The sequence below is a fragment of the Pseudomonas sp. SWRI154 genome, from assembly GCF_014268645.1.
GTDB lineage: Bacteria > Pseudomonadota > Gammaproteobacteria > Pseudomonadales > Pseudomonadaceae > Aquipseudomonas > Aquipseudomonas marvdashtae.
Genome location: NZ_JABWQW010000023.1, coordinates 71,944 through 92,314, shown reverse-complemented (window position 1 = coordinate 92,314; position 20,371 = coordinate 71,944). Strand labels below are relative to the sequence as shown.

The window sequence follows — 20,371 nt, the reverse complement described above, 5'->3', positions numbered from 1 at the left end:
CGTTGACGATTCTGTAGAAACAAAAAAAAGCCCGCCGATGATCACTCATCGGCGGGCTTTTACTTGAAGCTTGAAGCTTGCAACTTGAAGCTGCTCCCCTTATATCACCCCGTGCTTGCGCAGCAGCTCCAGCACCTGCTTGACGCTTTCCTCCAACGTCAGCGACTGGGTGTCGATCACCAGGTCGGCGTCCAGCGGCACGTCGTACGGGAAGGACTCGCCCGGGATGTTATCGCCGGCAGCGGCGTACAGCCCTTGCGGATCGCGTTGGGCGCACACCGCTGGCGACGCCTGGACGTAGACCGTCAGCAGACGCTCCCTGCCGATCAGGTCCTTGGCCTGCTCACGCCCTTCGGCACTCGGTGCAACGAACGCGGCGAGGGTCAGCAGGCCGGCTTCGTTGAACTGACGCGCGACGTGAGCCGCACGACGCCAGTTCTCGGTACGCCCGGTACGATCTTGCGGCAGGCCTTTGTTCAGGTCATGACGCAGGTTCTGGCCATCGAGCACGAACACCGCACGGCCCAGGTCGAACAGCTTGCGCTCCACGGCGTAGGCCAGCGTGCTTTTGCCCGCGCCGGACAAGCCGCTGAACAACACCGTGGCCGGTTGCTGGCCGAAGCGCTGGGCGCGCTCTTCCACCGACACATGGGCCAGTTTGCCGTGATGCGTGCTGCTGCCATGGGCCAGCGGCTGGGCGACGATCATGCCCGCGCCAACGGTGCCGTTGGTCAGGCGATCGATAATGATGAAGGCGCCGGTGGTGCGGTTGCTCTCGTAGCCGTCCAGGGCAATCGGAGCATCCAGGGCGATTTTCACCTTGCCGATTTCGTTGAGTTGCAGCGCGCTGGCCGGGCCTTCCTCAAGCGTGTTCACATCGACCTTGTTGACGATGCTGGCAATCGAGCCCGGCACATAACTGGTGGCGCGCTTGATGTCGTATTTCTTGCCGGGGAGCATTGGCTCCTCGGCCATCCACACGAGCATCGCTTCGAAGCTGTCGGTGACCGGCGGCACGTTATCGGCGTGCACCAGCAAGTCGCCACGGGAGATGTCAATCTCGTCTTCCATGGTCAGGGTAACGGCCTGACCTGGACCGGCGTGCTCCAGTTCGCCTTCGAAAGTGACGATGGATTTCACCCGGCTGCTCTTGCCCGACGGCAACACCACCACTTCGTCGCCCTTGTGCACGACGCCGCTGGCGAGGGTGCCGGCGAAACCGCGAAAGTTCAGGTTCGGACGGTTGACATACTGCACCGGGAAACGCAGGTCGGTGAAGTTACGGTCGCCCGCCACTTCCACGGTCTCGAGGATTTCCATCAGCGACTGGCCGGTGTACCACGGCGAGCGCTCGGACTTGTTCACCACGTTGTCGCCCTTGAGGGCCGACATCGGCACGAAGTGCATGCTGGTGGGCTTCAATTTCAAGCCTTCGGCGAACTTCAGGTAGTCGGCCTTGATCGACTCGAACACGCCTTGGTCGAAGTCCTTGAGGTCCATCTTGTTGATGGCGACAACGATGTGCTTGATGCCCAGCAACGAGGCGATGAAGCTGTGGCGACGGGTCTGGGTCTGCACGCCGTAGCGAGCATCCACCAGGATGATCGCCAGGTCACAGGTAGAGGCACCGGTGGCCATGTTGCGGGTGTACTGCTCATGGCCGGGAGTATCGGCGATGATGAATTTGCGCTTTGCGGTGGAGAAATAGCGGTAGGCGACATCGATGGTGATGCCTTGCTCACGCTCGGCCTGCAGGCCGTCGACCAGCAACGCCAGATCGATATCGTCACCGGTGGTGCCGACTTTCTTCGAATCGCGGGTGATGGCTTCAAGGTGATCTTCGTAGATCATCTTGGAGTCGTGCAGCAGGCGCCCGATCAGGGTGCTCTTGCCGTCATCGACGTTACCGCAGGTCAAGAAGCGCAGCAGTTCTTTACGCTCGTGCTGGCCCAGGTAGGCGAGGATGTCCTCGCTGATCAAATCAGATTGGTGGCTCATTGTGTTCAAGCTCCGAGCTGTAAGCTTCAAGCGGCAAGCTTGTCGGCGTACAGCTAGTCAGAAATTTTGTTGATCAAGCCGCGAAGCATTTTTGAGAGCTCGCGAGTTTCTGCAATCCAGTTATCTGCCAGCGGCTGGGCGATGTAAGCAATGTCGCTGCCTATGAGGATCTGTGTTCGTAACTCTCCACAAGAAGCCTTCGCGATCCAAAGAAAACGTACCTTTTCCTTGGCGCTGCAACGTTCCATGCCTTCTGCGATATTGGAAGGCACCGAAAGTGCGGAACGGGTAATTTGGTCTTTGAAGCCGAAATCCCCACAGCGCGCAAACTCTCTATAAATTCCCACCGCCAAACATTTGCTTCGTTGCCAAACAATCAGCTTCTCGAAATCCATTGCGATCATCCGATGACGGCTCGCAACAACCGGCTGCAAGCACCAAGCTGCAAAATTACGCATACCGCCTTTAACTTGCAGCTTGCCGCTTGTAACTCGAAGCTTAAAAGTACCCCTGACGTTTCTTATCTTCCATCGAGCCTGCGCCATCGTGGTCGATGACCCGGCCCTGGCGCTCGGAAGTTCGCGTCAGGAGCATTTCCTGAATGATGTCCGTGAGGCTTTCGGCCTCGGACTCCACCGCGCCCGTCAACGGGTAGCAGCCAAGGGTACGGAAACGCACTTTCTTCTTGACGATGCGGGCTTTGTCCTCATCGGACAGGTGCTCGAGGATGCGCTCGTCGTCGATCATGATCAGTGTGCCGTTCTTCTCGATCACGTCGCGCTCGGCGGCGAAATACAGCGGCACGATGGGGATGCCTTCAAGGTAGATGTACTGCCAGATGTCCAGTTCGGTCCAGTTCGACAGCGGGAACACGCGAATGGATTCGCCCTTGTTGACCTTGCCGTTGTAGACGTTCCACAGCTCCGGGCGCTGGTTCTTCGGGTCCCAGCGGTGCTTGCTGTCGCGGAACGAGTAGACGCGTTCCTTGGCGCGGGACTTCTCTTCATCGCGACGGGCGCCGCCGAAAGCCGCGTCAAAACCATGCTTGTCGAGCGCCTGTTTCAGGCCCTCGGTCTTCATGATGTCGGTGTGCTTGGCGCTGCCGTGGGTGAACGGATTGATATTCTGCGCCACGCCGTCCGGGTTGATATGGGTGATCAAGTCCAGGCCAAGCTCTTCAACCATGCGGTCGCGGAACTTGTACATTTCCTGGAACTTCCAGCGGGTGTCGACGTGCATCACCGGAAACGGCAGCTTGCCGGGGAAAAACGCCTTGCGTGCCAGGTGCAGCATCACGGCGGAGTCTTTACCGATGGAGTACAGCATCACCGGGTTGTCGAACTCGGCGGCCACCTCGCGGATGATGTGGATGCTTTCCGCCTCCAGCTGTTTCAGATGCGTCAGTTTGTCGACCATGGCTACTCACGAAAACATTCTTATGAACGGCCAGCGGGCCGTGTTCGAGCGGGGAATCCTAGCACAGCGACCTCTTCTAATCAGGGCGCCGGCTAGATCGAAACAGCATATGGATATGCCTGCGGGTTCGGGCGCCGAAGGCGTGTCAAATGGGGTTCGGGCAGTCGATAAAGATGTGTTCCAGTGCAAAACGTCGCGCCAGATAGTCGCCCAGTGCCTGGACGCCGTAGCGTTCGGTCGCATGGTGACCGGCGGCAATAAAGCTGATGCCGTTTTCCCGGGCGCTGTGAAACGTCTGCTCGGACGCCTCGCCACTGAGGTACAGATCAACCCCGGCCAGCACCGCCTGATCGATATAGCCCTGCCCCCCGCCAGTGCACCAGCCAACGCGGCGGATCATTTGCTCGCTTTCGATCAACAACGGCTCGCGGCCCATGACTTCTTGGACCTTGCGGGCGAAATCCCGCGCCGTCATCGGCTCGGACAAGGAGCCGACCAAGCCGACAATTCTAGGGTTCTCCGGGTCCAGCGGCCCTTCGACGGTGATATCCAACTGCCGGGCCAGTTGCACGTTATTGCCGACCTCGGGGTGCAAATCCAGTGGCAAGTGATAGGCCAGCAGGCTGATGTCGTGCTTGAGCAAGGTTTTCAGGCGCCGCTGTTTCATGCCGGTGATGCAAGGGTTTTCGCCTTTCCAGAAATAACCATGATGCACCAGCACCAGGTCGGCATCGGCCTCCACGGCGGCGTCGAGCAAGGCCTGGCTGGCGGTCACGCCACTGACGATGCGCATTACCTGGGGCGCGCCTTCGACTTGCAATCCATTGGGGCAGTAATCGGCAATTCGGCTGCTTGCCAGGTAACGGTCCGCTTCTTCAACCAGGGTGTTCAGGGCGACGGCCATCAAAAAGACTCCTAAATATCCCGTTCAGAGGCGCGCGGCCTCGTATAATGCGCGACATTATGGGCGGTCTCATCCCGCCTGCAACCATCCTAGGACGTGCTTAATGCTCAAGGCGCTGCGTTTTTCCGGCTGGCCGCTATTGGCCGGCGTGCTTGTCGCTCTATTGATTATCCAGCGCTACCCGGAATGGGTCGGGCTGCCAAGCCTTGACGTCAACCTGCAACAGGCACCGCAAACCAAGGCGCCGCAACAGGGGCCGGTGTCCTATGCCGACGCGGTCACCCTGGCCGCGCCGGCGGTGGTCAACCTCTACACCACCAAGGTCATCAACAAACCCAACCACCCGCTCTTCGAAGACCCGCAATTCCGGCGTTTTTTCGGCGACAACTCGCCCAAGCAGAAACGCATGGAGTCGAGCCTGGGTTCGGGTGTGATCATGAGTCCGGAAGGCTATATCCTGACCAACAACCACGTCACCAGCGGTGCCGACCAGATCGTCGTGGCGCTCAAGGATGGCCGTGAGACCTTGGCCCGGGTGATAGGCAGCGATCCGGAAACCGACCTCGCCGTGCTCAAGATCGATCTGAAAAACCTGCCGGCGATCACCATCGGCCGTTCCGACAGTATCCGCATCGGCGACGTGACCCTGGCCATCGGTAATCCGTTCGGCGTCGGTCAGACCGTGACCATGGGAATCATCAGCGCCACCGGGCGCAACCAGCTGGGCCTGAACAACTACGAAGACTTCATCCAGACCGACGCCGCGATCAACCCCGGCAACTCCGGCGGCGCATTGGTGGATGCCAACGGCAACCTCACCGGGATCAATACCGCGATTTTTTCCAAGTCCGGCGGCAGCCAGGGCATCGGCTTCGCCATCCCGGTGAAACTGGCGATGGAGGTGATGAAGTCGATCATTGAACACGGCCAGGTGATTCGTGGCTGGCTGGGTATCGAAGTGCAACCGCTGACCCAGGAACTGGCGGAGTCTTTCGGCTTGTCCGGGCGCCCCGGGATCGTTGTGGCAGGGATCTTCCGCGACGGCCCGGCGCAAAAGGCCGGCTTGCAGCTGGGCGATGTGATCCTGAGCATCGACGGCGAACCGGCGGGCGATGGCCGCCGCTCGATGAACCAAGTGGCGCGGATCAAGCCCACCGACAAGGTGACTGTCCAGGTGATGCGCAACGGCAAGGAGCTCAAGCTCACGGCTGAAATCGGCCTGCGTCCACCGCCGGCACCGGTGGTGCTCAAGGAAGAAGAATAACTATCCCCCCCGTGGCGAGGGAGCTTGCTCCCTCGCCACGAAAACAATCCGCGAATCAGGAAAGTCAGAAATAGCATAAATTCTCATTAGTGGTGTTATATTGTTTCAATTCTAAGAATTGGAACAACATAACATGTCATCCTTAAAACGGATTTCCCTCGCCAGCCTGGCTCTGGGTCTGCTGGGCGATCCGGTCTTTGCCGAAGAAACCCAGCCCCTGGAGCTGGACGCCATCAACGTCACATCCAATTACGAATCCCCCACTGGCCCCGTCTCGGGCTACCGCGCCACCCGTTCCGCCAGCGCGACCAAAACCGACACGGCCCTGCGCGACGTCCCTCAATCCATCAGCGTAATTCCCGCCAGCGTTCTCAAGGACTTGGGCAGCACCAGCGTCGAGCGAGCGCTGGAATATGCCGGCGGCATATCGAAACAGAACAGCTTCGGCGGGCTGACGCTGTACGAATACAGCGTGCGCGGCTTCACCACTTCAGAATTCTACAAGGACGGTTTCAGCGCCAACCGCGGCTATCCCAGCACGCCGGACGCTGCCAATATCGAGCGCATCGAGGTGCTCAAGGGACCCGCGGCCAGCCTCTATGGGCGAGGCGATCCCGGTGGCACGGTGAACATTGTCACCAAGAAACCCCAGCCCGAAGCCTTCACCACGTTGCAGACCAGCGCTGGCAGTTGGGATCGCTACCGCACCGCGTTGGACGTCAACACGCCACTCGACGCTGAAGGCAACCTCCTGTCGCGGGTCAACCTGGCGGTGGAGGACAACCACAGCTTCCGCGATCACGTCGACAGCAAGCGCGTCTTCGTGGCGCCCTCGATCAGTTGGCAACTGAGCCCCGACACCCGACTGCTGCTGGAAAGCGAAATCGTGCGCCACAGCTCGACTTTCGACCGTGGCATCGTCGCGCCAAACAATCGCTGGAGCGGCGTCTCCCGTTCGACCTTCCTGGGCGAACCCAACGACGGCGACATCGATAACCACAACAACATGCTTCAGGCCGCCCTTGAGCATCAGCTCAACGATGACTGGCAACTGCGCCTCGCCAGCCACTACAAGCAGGGCGAACTCTGGGGATTCGCCTCCGAAGCGCGCCCACTGAACGCCGACGGCCACACCGTGAACCGCCGCTACCGCGAGCGCGACAACAACTGGCACGACAGCATTACCCAGCTGGAACTGCGTGGCCGATTCGACCTCGGGCCTTGGCAGCATGAGCTGCTGATCGGCACGGAATACGAGGACTACCGCAAGAACGAGCGCGTGACCACCATCGCTGGCGCTTACCCCATCGACATCTACAACCCGATCTACGGGCAGCCAAAACCCAACGGCGTGCGCTCCGGCACGGACTTCTTCGAGCATGTCAAAAGCCGGGCCCTGAACCTTCAGGACCAGATCATCTTCACCGACAAACTGCGCGGCCTGCTGGGTGTGCGCTATGAGCATTTCGAACAAAGCGTCGCCAACCACGTCAACGACGTGACCAGCCGCCAGCGCCACGACGCCCTGACCCAGCGCGCCGGGTTGCTGTATCAACTGACCCCTGAAGTCGGGCTGTTCGCCAACGCCTCTACCTCGTTCAAGCCCAACAACGGCCTGGACGCCAACGACAAGACCTTCGACCCCGAGGAAGGTGTCGGCTATGAAATCGGGGTCAAGAGCGAGCTGTTCGATGACCGGTTGAGCACCACCCTGGCGGCGTTCCATATCGAGAAGGAAAACGTCCTGACCCAGGTTGCCGGAACCGATTTCAGTCGCGCCGTGGGCGAGGCCCGCAGCCAGGGCATTGATCTTCAGGTCACCGGCCAGGTGACTGACGCGGTGCGGGTGATCGGCGCCTTCGCCTACATCGACGCCGAAGTGACCAAAGGGGACGACGGCATTCCCTCGGGCAGCCGCATCCTCGGTGTCGCCAAGCGCAGCGGCAGCCTGCTGGGTGTCTATGAATTCCAGGACGGCCATCTGCGAGGCTCGGACGTCGGCGCCGCGTTCACCTATGTCGGCGATCGCTCGGGCGAAGCTGGCAAGGACTTCGAGTTACCGGCTTATCACACCGTGGATCTGCTGGCTCATTACAAAGCCAGCGACAACGTCACCGTGGGCCTGAACTTGAACAACGTCTTTGACGAAAAATACTACGAACGCTCCTACAGCAATTACTGGGTCACCCCCGGTGATCCGCGCAACTTCACTGTCAGCCTCACCCTCGATCTGTAAAAGGAAGTCAGCATGAAATACCCCAAGACCTTCGCCCTGTTCGGCCTGCTCCTGGCCACCGATGCCTCGGCCCATGGCCTGTGGACCGAACAACGACGCGGCAACATTGAAGTGATCTACGGCCACGGCGCCGAAGACAACGCCTTCAAGGCGAAGAAAATCAGCGGCGCCTGGGCCTACGACCTGGGCGGCAAGATGATCCCCGTCACGGTGGAGCGTCTGCCGGACCATGCGCGCCTGCAACCGCTCAAGCCACCGGCCGTGCTGGCGGTCGCCCTGGATAACGGCATGTGGTCGCAGACGGCTGACAAAAAGTGGATCAACGAAGGCCGCAGCAAAGTGCCCGGCGCGATTGAGTCGACGCAGACATTCAAATACAGCCTGGCGATCTATGAGCCGGGGGCGAAACTGCCGAAGCTGGATCCGATCAAGTTCGTGATCGTGCCGGAAGTCGACCCGTTGACCGTCGGCCCCGGCCAGTCACTGCCGGTGCGGGTGCTGCTCGATGGAAAACCGGCGGCTGGGGTGAAACTGGTGGGGGACTACCGCAGCGCGCCGAATACCGTATCGACGCAAACCGATGCCGAAGGCCGAGCCAAGGTACTGGTGCGCAATGAAGCCTTGAACGTGATCGCCGCGAGCATGGAGATCCCACTCAAGGACAACAAGGACGTGGCGACGCGCGGCGTGTTCACCTCGCTGACATTCCTCGGCGAACCGCACCACGAATAGGACACCAAGAGCTGTGGGAGCACATACGCTCCCACAGCGACCGCAGGTCTTTAGAGTTCGCCCAAGGCTTCGATCAGGGCCTGGTTCTGCTCCGGCGTGCCGATGCTGATCCGCAGGAATTGCGCAATGCGCTCTTGCTTGAAGTGCCGCACAATCACGCCTTGCTCGCGCAATTTCGCCGCCAGCCCCGCCGCGTCGTGCCGGGGATGACGGGCGAAGATGAAGTTCGCCGACGACGGTAGCACTTCAAAACCCTTGGCTGCCAATTGCGCCACCACCCATTCACGGTGCTCGATGACCAATCGACAGGTCTGGTCGAAGTACTCACGGTCGTCGAACGCTGCCGCACCGCCGACATTTGCCAGGCGATCCAGGGGATAGGAGTTGAAGCTGTTCTTGATTCGCTCCAGCGCTTCGATCAGCTCCGGATGGCCCACCGCCAGCCCCACCCGCAGCCCCGCCAGCGAACGAGACTTGGAAAGCGTCTGGGTGACCAACAGGTTCGGATAACGATCCACCAGGCTAATGGCCGTCTCGCCGCCAAAGTCGATGTAGGCCTCGTCGACCACCACCACCGAATCCGGGTTGGCCTTGAGGATCTGCTCGATCGCTTCCAGCGCCAGCAGGCAGCCGGTCGGCGCGTTGGGGTTGGGGAAAATGATGCCGCCATTGGGTTTGCTGTAGTCCGCCGGGTCGATCTGGAATTGTTCGTCCAGCGGCACCGCCTCGAACTTGATGCCGTAGAGCCCGCAATACACCGGATAAAAACTGTAGCTGATGTCCGGGAACAGCAGCGGCCGCTCGTGTTGCAGCAGGCCGTGGAAAATGTGCGCCAACACCTCGTCCGAGCCATTGCCCAGGAATACCTGGTTGGTCTGCACGCCGTAATAGCGGGCCACGGCATTCTTCAAGAGATCGCTGTTAGGGTCAGGGTACAGGCGCAGGTTGTCGTTCAACTCGGTCTGCATCGCCGCCAGGGCCTTGGGCGATGGGCCGTACGGATTCTCGTTGGTGTTGAGCTTGACCAGGCGGGTCAACTTTGGCTGTTCACCCGGCACGTAGGGCACCAGGTTCTTGACGAACGGGCTCCAGAATTTACTCATTTCAGTTCCCCTGCCGTTCAATGGATGGCTCGTCAAGAATGCGGTACTCGGCGCTACGGGCATGGGCGCTCAGGGATTCGCCGCGGGCCAGCACGGAAGCGGTCTTGCCCAGCTCGGACGCGCCCTGCTCCGAGCAAAAAATGATCGATGAGCGCTTCTGGAAGTCGTAAACCCCCAGCGGCGACGAGAAGCGTGCGGTGCCAGAGGTCGGCAGCACGTGGTTGGGACCGGCGCAATAATCGCCCAGCGCCTCGGACGTGTGGCGGCCCATGAAGATCGCACCGGCATGGCGGATCTTCGGCAGCCAGGCTTGCGGGTCGGCGACCGACAATTCCAGGTGCTCCGGCGCGATGCGGTTGGCGACTTCGATGGCCTGCTCCATGTCCTCGACCTTGATCAGCGCTCCACGCCCATTGATCGAGGTGTTGATGATCTCGGCACGGTCCATGGTCGGCAGCAGCTTGTCGATGCTGGCAGCGACCTTGTCGAGGAACTCGGCGTCCGGGCTGACCAGGATCGCCTGGGCGTCTTCGTCATGCTCCGCCTGGGAAAACAGGTCCATGGCAATCCAGTCCGGATCGGTCTGGCCGTCGCACACCACGAGGATTTCCGAAGGGCCGGCGATCATGTCGATACCCACTTGGCCAAACACGTGGCGCTTGGCGGTGGCGACATAGATATTGCCCGGCCCGACCACTTTGTCGACCCGCGGCACGCTTTCGGTGCCATAGGCCAAGGCAGCCACGGCCTGGGCACCGCCGATGGTGAACACCCGGTCGACGCCGGCAATGCAGGCGGCAGCCAACACCAGTTCATTGATTTCACCGCGCGGGGTCGGTACTACCATGACCACTTCGGTGACTCCGGCAACCTTGGCCGGGATGGCGTTCATCAATACCGAGGACGGATAGGAGGCTTTGCCGCCCGGGACGTAAAGCCCCGCGCGGTCCAGCGGAGTGACCTTCTGGCCGAGCACCGTGCCGTCGGCTTCGGTGTAGCTCCAGGAGTCCTGTTTCTGCCTTTCGTGATAGCTGCGCACTCGGGACGCGGCTTTTTCCAGGGCCTCGCGCTGAGGCACGGTAATCCGAGTCAGTGCCAGCTCCAGACGCTCGCGCGGCAGGATCAGGTCGGCCATCGAGGCGACTTGCAAGCCGTCGAACTTCTGCGTGAATTCCACCAACGCGGCATCGCCACGCTCGCGAACGGCCTTGATGATGTCCAGCACCCGCACATTGACCGAGTCGTCAGACACACTCTCCCAGCTCAGCAGATGATCCAGATGATGTGCGAAATCCGGGTCGGCAGCGTTGAGTCGGCGAATCGAAGTGGGAGCGGTCATAGCGAGGGCCTCATTAATGGCAAATGCTCAGGCGCCCTAAGCTACCAGTCCATTCGCGTGGGCACCTGAGAAAATTGGCTATGACGCGGATAGACGGGCGCGACGCTAAGGTCGCGCAGGTGAATCAGCCGCGGTGTCGCGATTCCACTGCCTTGCGCAGGGTATCGATCAAAGCCTGGATACGGGCGTGCTGCATTTTCATCGAAGCCTTGTTGACGATCAGCCGGGAGGTGACGTCCGCGATGAAATCCTGGGGCTCCAGGCCATTGGCCCGCAAGGTATTGCCGGTGTCGACGACGTCGATGATCTTGTCCGCCAGGCCGATCAGCGGCGCCAGCTCCATCGAACCGTACAACTTGATGATATCGACCTGACGGCCCTGCTCGGCGTAGTAACGCTTGGCAATGTTGACGAACTTGGTCGCCACCCGCAGGCGCCCCTTGGGCTCAGGTGCGCCGACTTTACCGGCGGTCATCAGCTTGCAGCGAGCGATCTGCAGGTCCAGCGGCTCGTACAAGCCCTGGCCACCGTATTCCATCAGCACGTCTTTACCGGCCACCCCGAGATCAGCGGCGCCATGTTCAACGTAGGTTGGCACATCGGTGGCGCGTACGATCAGCAAGCGCACATCGGCCTGGGTCGTGGGGATGATCAGCTTGCGGCTCTTGTCCGGATTCTCGGTCGGCACGATGCCCGCTTCAGCCAGAAGCGGCAGGGTGTCGTCGAGGATACGGCCCTTGGACAGTGCGATGGTCAACATGGGAAGCGTCAGTCCTTATCAAGGTACTCATGCCTGGTCGCAATGGGCGCCGGACATACATCGAGGGTGAAACCACCCTCGACTTGAACTAATCAGCGGACACTTCCTTGTGCCCATGCAGCGGGAACTAGCCCGGTACGCGACGGATCTTGGCGCCGAGCATCTGCAGTTTTTCTTCGATGCACTCGTAGCCACGGTCGATGTGGTAGATGCGGTCGATGAGGGTATCGCCTTCGGCCACCAGGGCCGAGATCACCAGGCTGGCCGAGGCCCGCAGGTCGGTGGCCATCACAGGCGCGCCCTTCAGCTTCTCGGTCCCGGTGACGATGGCGGTGTTGCCTTCGACTTGGATCTTGGCGCCCATGCGGTGCAACTCATAGACGTGCATGAAGCGGTTTTCGAAGATCGTCTCGATCACCGCACCGGTGCCTTCGGCAATGGCGTTGAGGGAGATGAACTGCGCCTGCATGTCGGTCGGGAACGCCGGATATGGAGCGGTTCGCACGTTGACGGCTTTAGGCCGCTTGCCGTGCATGTTCACTTCGATCCAGTCTTCGCCACAAGTGACTTCGGCGCCCGCTTCCTTGAGTTTTTCGAGGACGGCTTCGAGGATGGTTGGATCAGTGTCCTTGACCTTGACGCGGCCACCGGTGACGGCGGCGGCTACCAGGTAGGTGCCGGTTTCGATCCGGTCCGGCATCACTTTATAGGTGGCCGAGTGCAGGCGCTCGACGCCATCGATGGTGATGGTGTCGGTGCCGGCGCCGGTGATCTTGGCACCCATGGCGATCAGGAAGTTCGCCAGGTCGACGACTTCAGGCTCGCGGGCAGCGTTTTGCAGCACGCTGCGGCCCTTGGCAAGGGCGGCGGCCATCATGATGTTTTCGGTACCGGTCACGCTGACGGTGTCGAAGAAGAAGTTCGCCCCGCGCAGGCCGCCTTCAGGGGCCTTGGCCTTGATGTAGCCGCCCTCGACGTCGATGATCGCGCCCATGGCTTCCAGGCCACGGATGTGCAGGTCCACCGGACGCGAGCCAATGGCGCAACCGCCAGGCAACGCGACTTCGGCTTCACCGAAACGAGCGACCATCGGGCCCAGTACCAGGATCGACGCACGCATGGTCTTCACCAGCTCGTACGGGGCGATCAGGGTCTTGATGGTACGTGGGTCGATTTCGACGCTGAGCTTCTCGTCGATCACCGGCTCGATGCCCATGCGGCCGAACAGCTCGATCATCGTGGTGATGTCGTGCAAGTGCGGCAGGTTGGCCACGGTTACCGGACCATCGCACAGCAGGGTCGCGGCCAGGATCGGCAGCGCGGAGTTCTTTGCCCCGGAAATACGGATTTCGCCATCAAGGCGAACGCCGCCGGTAATAATCAATTTATCCATAAGAATCTCGACGCCCTTGGGCTCAGGTGCGCTCGGCCCAGGCCGCGCGGCTGAAAAATTTCATAGTGACCGCGTGGATGCTGCCATCGGCGATCCATGGGTTCAAATGGGCATAGATGCTCTGCTGACGCTTCACCGGGCTCAACGCCGCCAGTTCATCGCTGATCACATTCAGTTGGAAATTGCAGCCTTCGCCTTCAACTTCCACCTGCGTATCAGGCAGCTTTCCTTCAAGGAAGCTCTTCACTTCTACAGCCTGCATGCTCAACCTCAATCGGCGCCCTGTGCGCACGGGTCGCACATCATACAAAAAAGGCCCTCGCCTGCGAACCCCGCGAAGCAGGACTCTGACAAGGGGCTTACCAGCGATATGGGTCAGGAATGCACCAACAGCTCAGTCAATTCACTGACCTGGGCTATTTCGCGCATGTCCTCGGGCATTCCCCGGATGCTCCAGGTCTTGCCGGCAGCCTTGGCGTCACGCATGAAGCACAGCAGCAGTGACAAGCCGACGCTGCTGGACTTCTGCACGCCCGAGCAGTCGATTACCAGTTCAGCGGTGCTCGCGGACTTGATCAGCGCCTGGCCCTGCTTGCGCAAGCCCGGGCCGGTGCGGTAATCCAGCACACCGCTGAGCAGCAGCTCGCCGGACTCGCCCAGGCGCACGGCTGACTCACTCACCGACTCGTTCATTGTTGCTGCTTCTCTTGGGCATCTTCGGCAACTTCTTTTGCCTTGGCGACCTCACCGGCCCAACCATTGATGGTCTTCTCCAGGTCATTACCATTGCGCTGCATCGCATCGGCGAACTGATCGCGGAACAGCTTGCCGATGTTGATGCCATTAATGATCACGTTACGTACCTTCCACTCGCCATTGATCTTCTCGAGTGTGTACGACACGGGGTAGACGGCACCGTTGTTGCCCTTGACCGTCATGCCGACGCTGGTGCGTTCGCCTGACTCATCCTTGGCCGGGTCGACGGTGATGCCCTGATTGTTGTACTCAAGCAAGGCGTTGCCATAGAACTGGAACAGGCTGCGCTTGAAGTTTTCCTGGAAGCGGGTCATCTGCGCGGGCGTAGCCTTGCGCGAGTACTTGACGGTCATGATGCTCTTGGAAATGCCGTCAGCGTCCACAACTGGCCCGACAATCCGGTTCAAGGACTCATAGAACGCGCTCGGGTCCTGCTTGTACTTTTCCTTGTTGGCCGAAAGATCCGCCAACAGCTGGTCAGTCGTCGTCTTGATGATGTCGTGCGCCGAAGGCGCCGCCACGGCATTGCCCATCAGCGGCAGTGCCGCCAACAGGACCAGCAGGCTGCGTCGCAGGATAGAGATCATTCAAAAGCTCCTCATTTGGCGTCTTTGCTAACGGTATTGAGCAGGAATTTACCGATCAGGTCCTCGAGCACCAGCGACGACTGCGTATCGTGGATTGTCCCGCCGTCCTTGAGCAGGGAGTCTTCCCCGCCCACGCTGATACCGATGTATTTCTCACCCAGCAGCCCAGCCGTGAGGATAGATGCAGTGGAATCGGTCGGCAGATTATCCACGCGTTTTTCCAACTGCAGCGTTACCCGGCCAGTGAAACTGTCGCGGTCCAGATCGATTGCCGTGACCTTGCCGATGGTCACACCGGCCATGGTCACCTTGGCTCTGACCGTCAAACCGGCGATATTGTCAAAATAAGCATAAAGTTTATACGTATCGGTGCTCGCGGTCGGCGCCAGTCCACTGACCCGCAGGGCCAGCAGCAGCAAAGCCAGGATGCCAGCCAGCAAGAAAAGGCCGACACCGATTTCCAGGGTGCGGTTTTGCATCAGAAATCTCCAAACATCAAGGCGGTCAGAATAAAGTCAAGGCCCAGGACGGCCAACGAGGCGTAGACCACGGTCTTGGTTGTGGCACGGCTGATCCCCTCTGACGTGGGCTCACAGTCATAACCTTGAAACACGGCAATCCAGGTCACCACGAAAGCGAATACGGCACTCTTGATCACACCGTTGAGCACATCGTCGAGAAAATCGACGCTGTTCTGCATGTTGGCCCAATAGGAGCCTTCATAGACCCCCAGCCAATCGACGGCCACCCATGAGCCGCCCCAGATCCCCACGACGCTGAAGATCATCGCCAGCACCGGCAGGGAAATGAAGCCGGCCCACAGGCGCGGGGCAATAATGTATTTGAGCGGGTCGACGCCAATCATTTCCAGGCTGGACAACTGCTCGGTGGACTTCATGTTACCGATTTCGGCAGTCAGCGCCGAACCGGCTCGCCCGGCGAACAGCAACGCCGTCACCACCGGCCCGAGCTCACGCAGCAATGTCAGCGCGACCATCTGCCCGACCGCCTGCTCCGACCCGTAGCTGGACAATATGCTGAAGCCCTGGAGTGCCAGCACCATGCCGATGAAGATCCCGGAGACCACGATGATCACCAGGGACATCACTCCCACCGAATGCAGCTGCTTGACCAACAGGCCAAAACCACCACCGGTCGCATTACGCCCCAGCAAGGCGTGCATGAGGAACAGCGAGGAACGCCCCAGCACCGCCACTACGTCGATACCTGAGCGGCCGAACAGGCGGACTCTTTCTATTAATGATTTCTTGCGCATCAGCGCTTCCCCAGCAGATCGGTACGGTAATCCGTGGCCGGAAAATGGAACGCCACCGGCCCGTCCGGATCACCTTTCATGAATTGGCGAATGCGCGGGTTGTCCGAATCCAGCAACTCCTGGGGCGTACCCTGCCCCAGCACCTGGCCATCGCCTACAACATAGATGTAGTCGGCGATGCTCGCGGTTTCGGCAAGGTCATGGGAGACCACGATGCTGGTGATGCCCAACGCATCGTTGAGCAGGCGGATCAGGCGCACGAGCACGCCCATGGCAATGGGGTCCTGCCCAACGAAGGGTTCGTCGTACATCAGGATTTTCGGATCGAGGGCGATCGCCCGCGCCAGGGCCACCCGCCGCTTCATGCCGCCAGACAGCTCGTCCGGCATCAGCTCCAGGGCACCCCTCAGCCCGACGGCCTGCAGTTTGAGCAGGACGATGTCGCGAATCATCTCTTCCGGCAGCTCCGTATGGACCCGCAGGGGAAACGCCACGTTCTCGAATACATCAAGGTCAGTGAACAGGGCACCACTCTGGAACAGCACCCCCATATGCTTGCGCGCATCGAACAGGTCGCCGCGCGATAACTGTGGAAGGTTCTGGCCGTTGACCCAGACTTCGCCGGCGCTGGGGCGCAGTTGTGCGCCCATCAGCCGCAGCAGCGTGGTCTTTCCGCAGCCGGAAGGGCCCATGATGCCGGTCACCTTGCCGCGCGGGATACGAATATCGATGTCATTGAAAATGCTGCGCGTCCCTCGCTTGAAGGACAATCCCTTCAGCTCGACCGCGTAGGCGTTGTCGGCACTCATCTAAACTCCTTGCGATGCAGCCTCATATTCGGATGCCCCGGCCAGCCGACAAACGCCGGTACCACCGGGCACACGAACCGGCGGCGAACTATATCACTGCAACCGCCAGGCGCCCAAGGCCAACCCCTTGCCCGTTAAGCCAGGCCAGAGATAAAACGCCACATTTTATGTCCGACCTTACAACCGTTCGAATAAAGCATGACGAACTAACGTGAGGGAATCGTTCATTGTCGCTATAATCGCCGCCTTTTCATCGGGCTATACGATTCTGACATGAGCCAATCCAGCGACCTGATTCAATCGGCACAACGTACCATCCGCCTCGAGCTCGAAGCCGTGCAAGGCTTGCTGCCTCATATCGACGCTGATTTCGTACGCGCCTGCGAGATGATTCTGGCCAGCAAGGGGCGCGTGGTCGTGGTCGGCATGGGCAAGTCCGGGCATATCGGCAACAAGATCGCTGCCACCCTGGCCAGCACCGGCACCACGGCATTTTTCGTCCACCCGGCCGAAGCCAGTCACGGCGACATGGGCATGATCACCCGCGACGACGTCATCCTGGCCCTGTCCAACTCCGGCTCGACCAATGAAATCCTCACGTTGCTGCCATTGATCAAGCGCCTGGGCATCCAGATGATCAGCATCACAGGCAATCCGGACTCTCCCCTGGCCAAGGCCGCCGAAGTGAACCTCAACGTTCATGTCGAGCACGAAGCCTGCCCGCTGAACCTGGCCCCGACCTCATCCACTACCGCCGCCCTGGTCATGGGCGATGCCCTGGCCGTGGCGCTGCTGGAAGCCAGGGGCTTCACCGCCGAGGACTTCGCCTTTTCCCACCCTGGTGGCGCTTTGGGCCGTCGCCTGTTGCTGAAAGTCGAAAACGTGATGCACGCCGGCGAGGAGTTGCCGCAAGTACAACGCGGAACACAGCTCAAGGACGCGCTCATGGAGATGACCCGCAAGGGGCTGGGCATGACGGTGATCCTCGAAGCCGACGGCAAGCTCGCCGGGATCTTCACGGACGGCGACCTGCGCCGCACCCTCGATCGCGCCATCGATATCCGCAATGCGACCATCGACGAAGTCATGACCCTTCACGGCAAGACCGCTCGCGCCGACATGCTCGCCGCCGAAGCCCTGAAAATCATGGAAGACCACAGGATCAACGCACTGGTGGTGGTAGACGACGAGGACCGCCCGGTTGGCGCCTTCAATCTGTCCGACCTGCTGCGTGCTGGAGTAATGTAATGACGACCGACCTGCTGCTACGAGGCAAGAATATCAAGCTCGCCGTGTTCGACGTTGACGGCGTGCTCACCGATGGCCGTCTGTACTTCCTTGAAGACGGCAGCGAATTCAAGACTTTCAATACGCTCGACGGCCAAGGCATCAAGATGCTGATGGCGACTGGCGTGCAGACCGCTATCATCAGTGGTCGCAAGACCCCGGTGGTCGAGCGGCGAGCGAAGAACCTCGGTATCCCGCATCTTTATCAGGGCCGTGAAGACAAACTGGTGGTACTGGACGAACTCCTTGGCCAACTCAATCTAAGCTATGAACAGGTTGCCTACCTTGGTGACGACCTGCCGGACCTGCCGGTGATCCGCCGGGTCGGCCTGGGCATGGCCGTGGCCAACGCGGCCGCCTTCGTACGCGAGCACGCCCATGGGGTTACCACGGCGAGGGGCGGTGAAGGCGCGGCCCGTGAATTCTGTGAACTGATCCTGCGTGCCCAGGGCCACCTCGAAGCGGCCCACGCCGCATACCTGTGAGCCATTTATGCTAAGCAAGAAGATTCGCACCATCCTGGTGTTCGGCTGTATCGCAGCGATTTTCGCGGCGGTCGGCTACTGGAACATCAGCCCGGAACGCTTCCTTGACCAGCCGGCGGCCAAGGTCGAGGAAAATATCGACTGGTACGCAACCAATACGCATACGCTGCAATACCTGCCCGACGGCAAGCTGCAGTACGAAATGACCTCCGACAAGGTCGATCACGTAAAGGCCAGCGATATCACGCTGGTCACCAAACCGGACCTGAACATGTTCCGGGGCACTGAATTTCCGTGGCACGTCCAGAGCGAGCGCGCCGAGGTCAATCCCGGTGGCACCGAAGTCGAGCTGATCGACTCGGTACGCATTGCCCGAACCGATGAAAAGAACCGTACGACCATCATTACCAGCAGCCGCATGACGGTCTTTCCGCAGCGAGAATATGCGCAGACCGAGCAACCCGTTAGAATCGACGGCGCCGGCGGCGTGTCGACTGGCGTAGGAATGAAGGCGTATTTGAAGGAAAGCAGGATACACCTGCTATCGAAAGTAAGAGGACAGTATGAAGCTCGCTAAAACCCTCCCTATTTTGCTCAGTCTGGGCGCAGCACTGGGAAGCGCGAGCGCCTGGGCCCTCCCCAACGACCGCGACCAGCCTATCCGCATCCAGGCCGACGACGCGCAACTGGACGACAAGAACGGTGTCGCCACCTATAAAGGTGACGTGATCATCACCCAGGGCTCGATGAAGGTGACCGGCAATACCGTGACCATCACCCGCACCCAGTCCGGCGATATCGACGTGGTGACCTCGGTGGGTAACCTGGCCTACTTCGAACAGCTGCAAACCGCAGGCGACACCAAGCCGGTGCAAGGCTACGGGGTAACCATCCAGTACCACGCATCCCAGGATCGCGTCGTGCTGATCGACCGCGCCAAGGTCGTCGACAAGGACAACAACGTGACCCAAGGCGAGAAAATCGTCTATGACACCAACAAGAAACTGGCCAGCGCCGGTCGCGCCACTGGCAGCAAGGTCACCGAATCGCGTCCGCGCATCGACATGGTGATCCAGCCGAAAAAGAAAACCGACGAGCAGAAGGCCCAGTAATGGCAACTCTTAAAGCCCAGCACTTGGCCAAGAGCTACAAGAGCCGCCAGGTCGTGCGCGATGTCAGCCTGTCCATCGACAGCGGCCAGATCGTTGGCTTGCTCGGCCCCAACGGCGCGGGCAAGACGACCTGCTTCTACATGATCGTGGGCCTGGTGCAAGCCGACCAGGGCCGCGTTCTGATCGATGACCTGGACGTCAGCCACCAGCCGATGCATGGCCGGGCAAAAGCCGGTATCGGCTACCTGCCCCAGGAAGCGTCGATCTTTCGCAAGCTGTCGGTGGCCGACAATATCATGGCAATCCTCGAGACCCGCAAGGAACTCGACAAGGCCGGCCGTCGCCAGGAATTGGAAAGCCTGCTGCAAGAATTCCACATCAGTCACATTCGCGACAACCTGGGCATGAGCCTGTCCGGTGGCGAGCGCCGCCGTGTGGAAATCGCCCGCGCCCTGGCCACCGCGCCGAAATTCATCCTGCTCGACGAACCGTTCGCTGGCGTGGACCCGATTTCCGTGGGCGATATCAAGCAGATCATCCACCACCTCAAGGCCAAGGGGATCGGCGTATTGATCACCGACCACAACGTGCGCGAGACCCTGGATATCTGCGAAACCGCCTATATCGTCAATGACGGCCAGTTGATTGCCGAAGGCGACTCCGCCACCATCCTGGCCAATGAACTGGTCAAGGAAGTGTATCTGGGCCATGAATTCCGCCTTTAAGCACAATGTGCCTGGCGAATGCCCGAGCGACACCGGCGCTTCAATGCCGACGTTGCGGGGACGCGTTCAATTAATTGAGAGCGCCCCCTAGGCAAACACTTCAGTTTCAGGCATATAATTTGCTTAAGTTTGGCGCTCCGGCGCCCTGTAGTGGATGGCGCATGTGCGCCGGCGAATAAGGTGTTAAGC

At 60.3% G+C, this 20,371-nt stretch carries 22 protein-coding genes; 8 read left to right on the top strand and 14 right to left on the bottom strand.

What is annotated here, in order from left to right:
* Positions 1 to 99 precede the first annotated feature (99 nt).
* The 4 genes from cysN to HU806_RS19530 all read right to left on the bottom strand — a co-directional run bounded on the left by cysN (position 100) and on the right by HU806_RS19530 (position 4,318).
* Positions 100 to 1,998, bottom strand: coding sequence for a sulfate adenylyltransferase subunit CysN (gene cysN / locus HU806_RS19545; protein WP_186613448.1), 1,899 nt, complete (start codon positions 1,996 to 1,998; stop codon positions 100 to 102).
* A gap of 53 nt (positions 1,999 to 2,051) precedes the next feature.
* Positions 2,052 to 2,393, bottom strand: coding sequence for a four helix bundle protein (locus HU806_RS19540; RefSeq protein ID WP_186613472.1), 342 nt, complete (start codon positions 2,391 to 2,393; stop codon positions 2,052 to 2,054).
* 103 nt (positions 2,394 to 2,496) lie between these two features.
* Positions 2,497 to 3,414, bottom strand: coding sequence for a sulfate adenylyltransferase subunit CysD (gene cysD / locus HU806_RS19535; protein WP_186613446.1), 918 nt, complete (start codon positions 3,412 to 3,414; stop codon positions 2,497 to 2,499).
* A 145-nt stretch (positions 3,415 to 3,559) separates the two neighbouring features.
* Positions 3,560 to 4,318, bottom strand: coding sequence for a Nif3-like dinuclear metal center hexameric protein (locus tag HU806_RS19530; protein ID WP_186613444.1), 759 nt, complete (start codon positions 4,316 to 4,318; stop codon positions 3,560 to 3,562).
* A gap of 103 nt (positions 4,319 to 4,421) precedes the next feature.
* Between HU806_RS19530 and algW the strand changes: the two genes are divergently transcribed.
* The 3 genes from algW to HU806_RS19515 all read left to right on the top strand — a co-directional run bounded on the left by algW (position 4,422) and on the right by HU806_RS19515 (position 8,550).
* Complete coding sequence (gene algW, locus HU806_RS19525) at positions 4,422 to 5,582, top strand: Do family serine endopeptidase AlgW (RefSeq protein WP_186613442.1); 1,161 nt, start codon at positions 4,422 to 4,424, stop codon at positions 5,580 to 5,582.
* Positions 5,583 to 5,715: 133 nt separating this feature from the next.
* On the top strand, positions 5,716 to 7,818 hold the full coding sequence (locus HU806_RS19520) for a TonB-dependent siderophore receptor (RefSeq protein WP_186613440.1): 2,103 nt from the start codon (positions 5,716 to 5,718) through the stop codon (positions 7,816 to 7,818).
* A gap of 12 nt (positions 7,819 to 7,830) precedes the next feature.
* The gene (locus HU806_RS19515) at positions 7,831 to 8,550 is read left to right on the top strand and encodes a DUF4198 domain-containing protein (protein WP_186613438.1); all 720 of its coding nucleotides are present in this window, start codon (positions 7,831 to 7,833) and stop codon (positions 8,548 to 8,550) included.
* A 50-nt stretch (positions 8,551 to 8,600) separates the two neighbouring features.
* Here the strand turns inward: HU806_RS19515 and hisC are convergent, their stop codons facing one another.
* From hisC to HU806_RS19465, 10 genes are all read right to left on the bottom strand, one after another.
* Entirely contained in the window at positions 8,601 to 9,653 is a 1,053-nt protein-coding gene (hisC, locus tag HU806_RS19510) for a histidinol-phosphate transaminase (RefSeq protein WP_186613436.1), read from the bottom strand.
* 1 nt (position 9,654) lies between these two features.
* A complete protein-coding gene (gene hisD / locus HU806_RS19505; RefSeq protein WP_186613434.1) occupies positions 9,655 to 10,992 on the bottom strand; it encodes a histidinol dehydrogenase in 1,338 nt (445 codons plus the stop codon).
* 124 nt (positions 10,993 to 11,116) lie between these two features.
* Positions 11,117 to 11,752 (bottom strand): ATP phosphoribosyltransferase, encoded by a 636-nt coding sequence (hisG, locus tag HU806_RS19500; protein ID WP_053178222.1) that lies wholly within the window; start codon positions 11,750 to 11,752, stop codon positions 11,117 to 11,119.
* A 127-nt stretch (positions 11,753 to 11,879) separates the two neighbouring features.
* Complete coding sequence (murA, locus tag HU806_RS19495; protein WP_186613432.1) at positions 11,880 to 13,145, bottom strand: UDP-N-acetylglucosamine 1-carboxyvinyltransferase; 1,266 nt, start codon at positions 13,143 to 13,145, stop codon at positions 11,880 to 11,882.
* Between the two features lie 22 nt (positions 13,146 to 13,167).
* Positions 13,168 to 13,407 (bottom strand): BolA family protein, encoded by a 240-nt coding sequence (locus tag HU806_RS19490; RefSeq protein WP_090281791.1) that lies wholly within the window; start codon positions 13,405 to 13,407, stop codon positions 13,168 to 13,170.
* 113 nt (positions 13,408 to 13,520) lie between these two features.
* Positions 13,521 to 13,826: an STAS domain-containing protein gene (locus tag HU806_RS19485; protein WP_186613470.1), complete on the bottom strand. Its 306-nt coding sequence runs from the start codon at positions 13,824 to 13,826 to the stop codon at positions 13,521 to 13,523.
* 8 nt (positions 13,827 to 13,834) lie between these two features.
* Positions 13,835 to 14,488 (bottom strand): MlaC/ttg2D family ABC transporter substrate-binding protein, encoded by a 654-nt coding sequence (locus tag HU806_RS19480; protein WP_186613431.1) that lies wholly within the window; start codon positions 14,486 to 14,488, stop codon positions 13,835 to 13,837.
* 11 nt (positions 14,489 to 14,499) lie between these two features.
* A complete protein-coding gene (gene mlaD / locus HU806_RS19475; protein WP_186613429.1) occupies positions 14,500 to 14,967 on the bottom strand; it encodes an outer membrane lipid asymmetry maintenance protein MlaD in 468 nt (155 codons plus the stop codon).
* The gene (gene mlaE, locus HU806_RS19470) at positions 14,967 to 15,764 is read right to left on the bottom strand and encodes a lipid asymmetry maintenance ABC transporter permease subunit MlaE (protein ID WP_186613428.1); all 798 of its coding nucleotides are present in this window, start codon (positions 15,762 to 15,764) and stop codon (positions 14,967 to 14,969) included. Before mlaE ends, mlaD begins: the two co-directional genes overlap by 1 nt.
* Positions 15,764 to 16,573: an ATP-binding cassette domain-containing protein gene (locus tag HU806_RS19465; protein ID WP_186613426.1), complete on the bottom strand. Its 810-nt coding sequence runs from the start codon at positions 16,571 to 16,573 to the stop codon at positions 15,764 to 15,766. The genes mlaE and HU806_RS19465 overlap by 1 nt, the downstream gene beginning before the upstream one ends.
* A 273-nt stretch (positions 16,574 to 16,846) precedes the next feature.
* Here HU806_RS19465 and HU806_RS19460 point away from each other — a divergent pair, with 273 nt between their 5' ends.
* From HU806_RS19460 to lptB, 5 genes are read left to right on the top strand one after another with little or no spacing between them, the layout of a single operon-like run.
* Positions 16,847 to 17,821, top strand: a complete 975-nt coding sequence (locus tag HU806_RS19460; protein WP_186613424.1) for a KpsF/GutQ family sugar-phosphate isomerase — start codon at positions 16,847 to 16,849, stop codon at positions 17,819 to 17,821.
* Entirely contained in the window at positions 17,821 to 18,345 is a 525-nt protein-coding gene (locus HU806_RS19455; RefSeq protein WP_186613422.1) for a KdsC family phosphatase, read from the top strand. The genes HU806_RS19460 and HU806_RS19455 overlap by 1 nt, the downstream gene beginning before the upstream one ends.
* A gap of 7 nt (positions 18,346 to 18,352) precedes the next feature.
* Entirely contained in the window at positions 18,353 to 18,922 is a 570-nt protein-coding gene (lptC, locus tag HU806_RS19450; protein ID WP_186613420.1) for an LPS export ABC transporter periplasmic protein LptC, read from the top strand.
* Complete coding sequence (gene lptA, locus HU806_RS19445) at positions 18,909 to 19,457, top strand: lipopolysaccharide transport periplasmic protein LptA (protein WP_186613418.1); 549 nt, start codon at positions 18,909 to 18,911, stop codon at positions 19,455 to 19,457. The genes lptC and lptA overlap by 14 nt, the downstream gene beginning before the upstream one ends.
* The gene (gene lptB, locus HU806_RS19440) at positions 19,457 to 20,182 is read left to right on the top strand and encodes an LPS export ABC transporter ATP-binding protein (RefSeq protein ID WP_047228667.1); all 726 of its coding nucleotides are present in this window, start codon (positions 19,457 to 19,459) and stop codon (positions 20,180 to 20,182) included. Before lptA ends, lptB begins: the two co-directional genes overlap by 1 nt.
* Positions 20,183 to 20,371: the final 189 nt, after the last annotated feature.

Excerpts from the sequence above, each read along its gene's own strand:
- hisD (WP_186613434.1), bottom strand. The coding sequence starts at position 10,992 with ATGACCGCTCCCACTTCGATTCGCCGACTCAACGCTGCCGACCCGGAT.
- hisG (WP_053178222.1), bottom strand. The coding sequence starts at position 11,752 with ATGTTGACCATCGCACTGTCCAAGGGCCGTATCCTCGACGACACCCTG.
- mlaD (WP_186613429.1), bottom strand. The coding sequence starts at position 14,967 with ATGCAAAACCGCACCCTGGAAATCGGTGTCGGCCTTTTCTTGCTGGCT.
- cysN (WP_186613448.1), bottom strand. The coding sequence starts at position 1,998 with ATGAGCCACCAATCTGATTTGATCAGCGAGGACATCCTCGCCTACCTG.
- mlaE (WP_186613428.1), bottom strand. The coding sequence starts at position 15,764 with ATGCGCAAGAAATCATTAATAGAAAGAGTCCGCCTGTTCGGCCGCTCA.
- HU806_RS19490 (WP_090281791.1), bottom strand. The coding sequence starts at position 13,407 with ATGCAGGCTGTAGAAGTGAAGAGCTTCCTTGAAGGAAAGCTGCCTGAT.
- hisC (WP_186613436.1), bottom strand. The coding sequence starts at position 9,653 with ATGAGTAAATTCTGGAGCCCGTTCGTCAAGAACCTGGTGCCCTACGTG.
- lptC (WP_186613420.1), top strand. The coding sequence starts at position 18,353 with ATGCTAAGCAAGAAGATTCGCACCATCCTGGTGTTCGGCTGTATCGCA.
- algW (WP_186613442.1), top strand. The coding sequence starts at position 4,422 with ATGCTCAAGGCGCTGCGTTTTTCCGGCTGGCCGCTATTGGCCGGCGTG.
- HU806_RS19540 (WP_186613472.1), bottom strand. The coding sequence starts at position 2,393 with ATGGATTTCGAGAAGCTGATTGTTTGGCAACGAAGCAAATGTTTGGCG.
- HU806_RS19530 (WP_186613444.1), bottom strand. The coding sequence starts at position 4,318 with ATGGCCGTCGCCCTGAACACCCTGGTTGAAGAAGCGGACCGTTACCTG.
- HU806_RS19455 (WP_186613422.1), top strand. The coding sequence starts at position 17,821 with ATGACGACCGACCTGCTGCTACGAGGCAAGAATATCAAGCTCGCCGTG.
- murA (WP_186613432.1), bottom strand. The coding sequence starts at position 13,145 with ATGGATAAATTGATTATTACCGGCGGCGTTCGCCTTGATGGCGAAATC.
- lptB (WP_047228667.1), top strand. The coding sequence starts at position 19,457 with ATGGCAACTCTTAAAGCCCAGCACTTGGCCAAGAGCTACAAGAGCCGC.
- HU806_RS19520 (WP_186613440.1), top strand. The coding sequence starts at position 5,716 with ATGTCATCCTTAAAACGGATTTCCCTCGCCAGCCTGGCTCTGGGTCTG.
- cysD (WP_186613446.1), bottom strand. The coding sequence starts at position 3,414 with ATGGTCGACAAACTGACGCATCTGAAACAGCTGGAGGCGGAAAGCATC.
- HU806_RS19515 (WP_186613438.1), top strand. The coding sequence starts at position 7,831 with ATGAAATACCCCAAGACCTTCGCCCTGTTCGGCCTGCTCCTGGCCACC.
- HU806_RS19465 (WP_186613426.1), bottom strand. The coding sequence starts at position 16,573 with ATGAGTGCCGACAACGCCTACGCGGTCGAGCTGAAGGGATTGTCCTTC.
- lptA (WP_186613418.1), top strand. The coding sequence starts at position 18,909 with ATGAAGCTCGCTAAAACCCTCCCTATTTTGCTCAGTCTGGGCGCAGCA.
- HU806_RS19480 (WP_186613431.1), bottom strand. The coding sequence starts at position 14,488 with ATGATCTCTATCCTGCGACGCAGCCTGCTGGTCCTGTTGGCGGCACTG.
- HU806_RS19460 (WP_186613424.1), top strand. The coding sequence starts at position 16,847 with ATGAGCCAATCCAGCGACCTGATTCAATCGGCACAACGTACCATCCGC.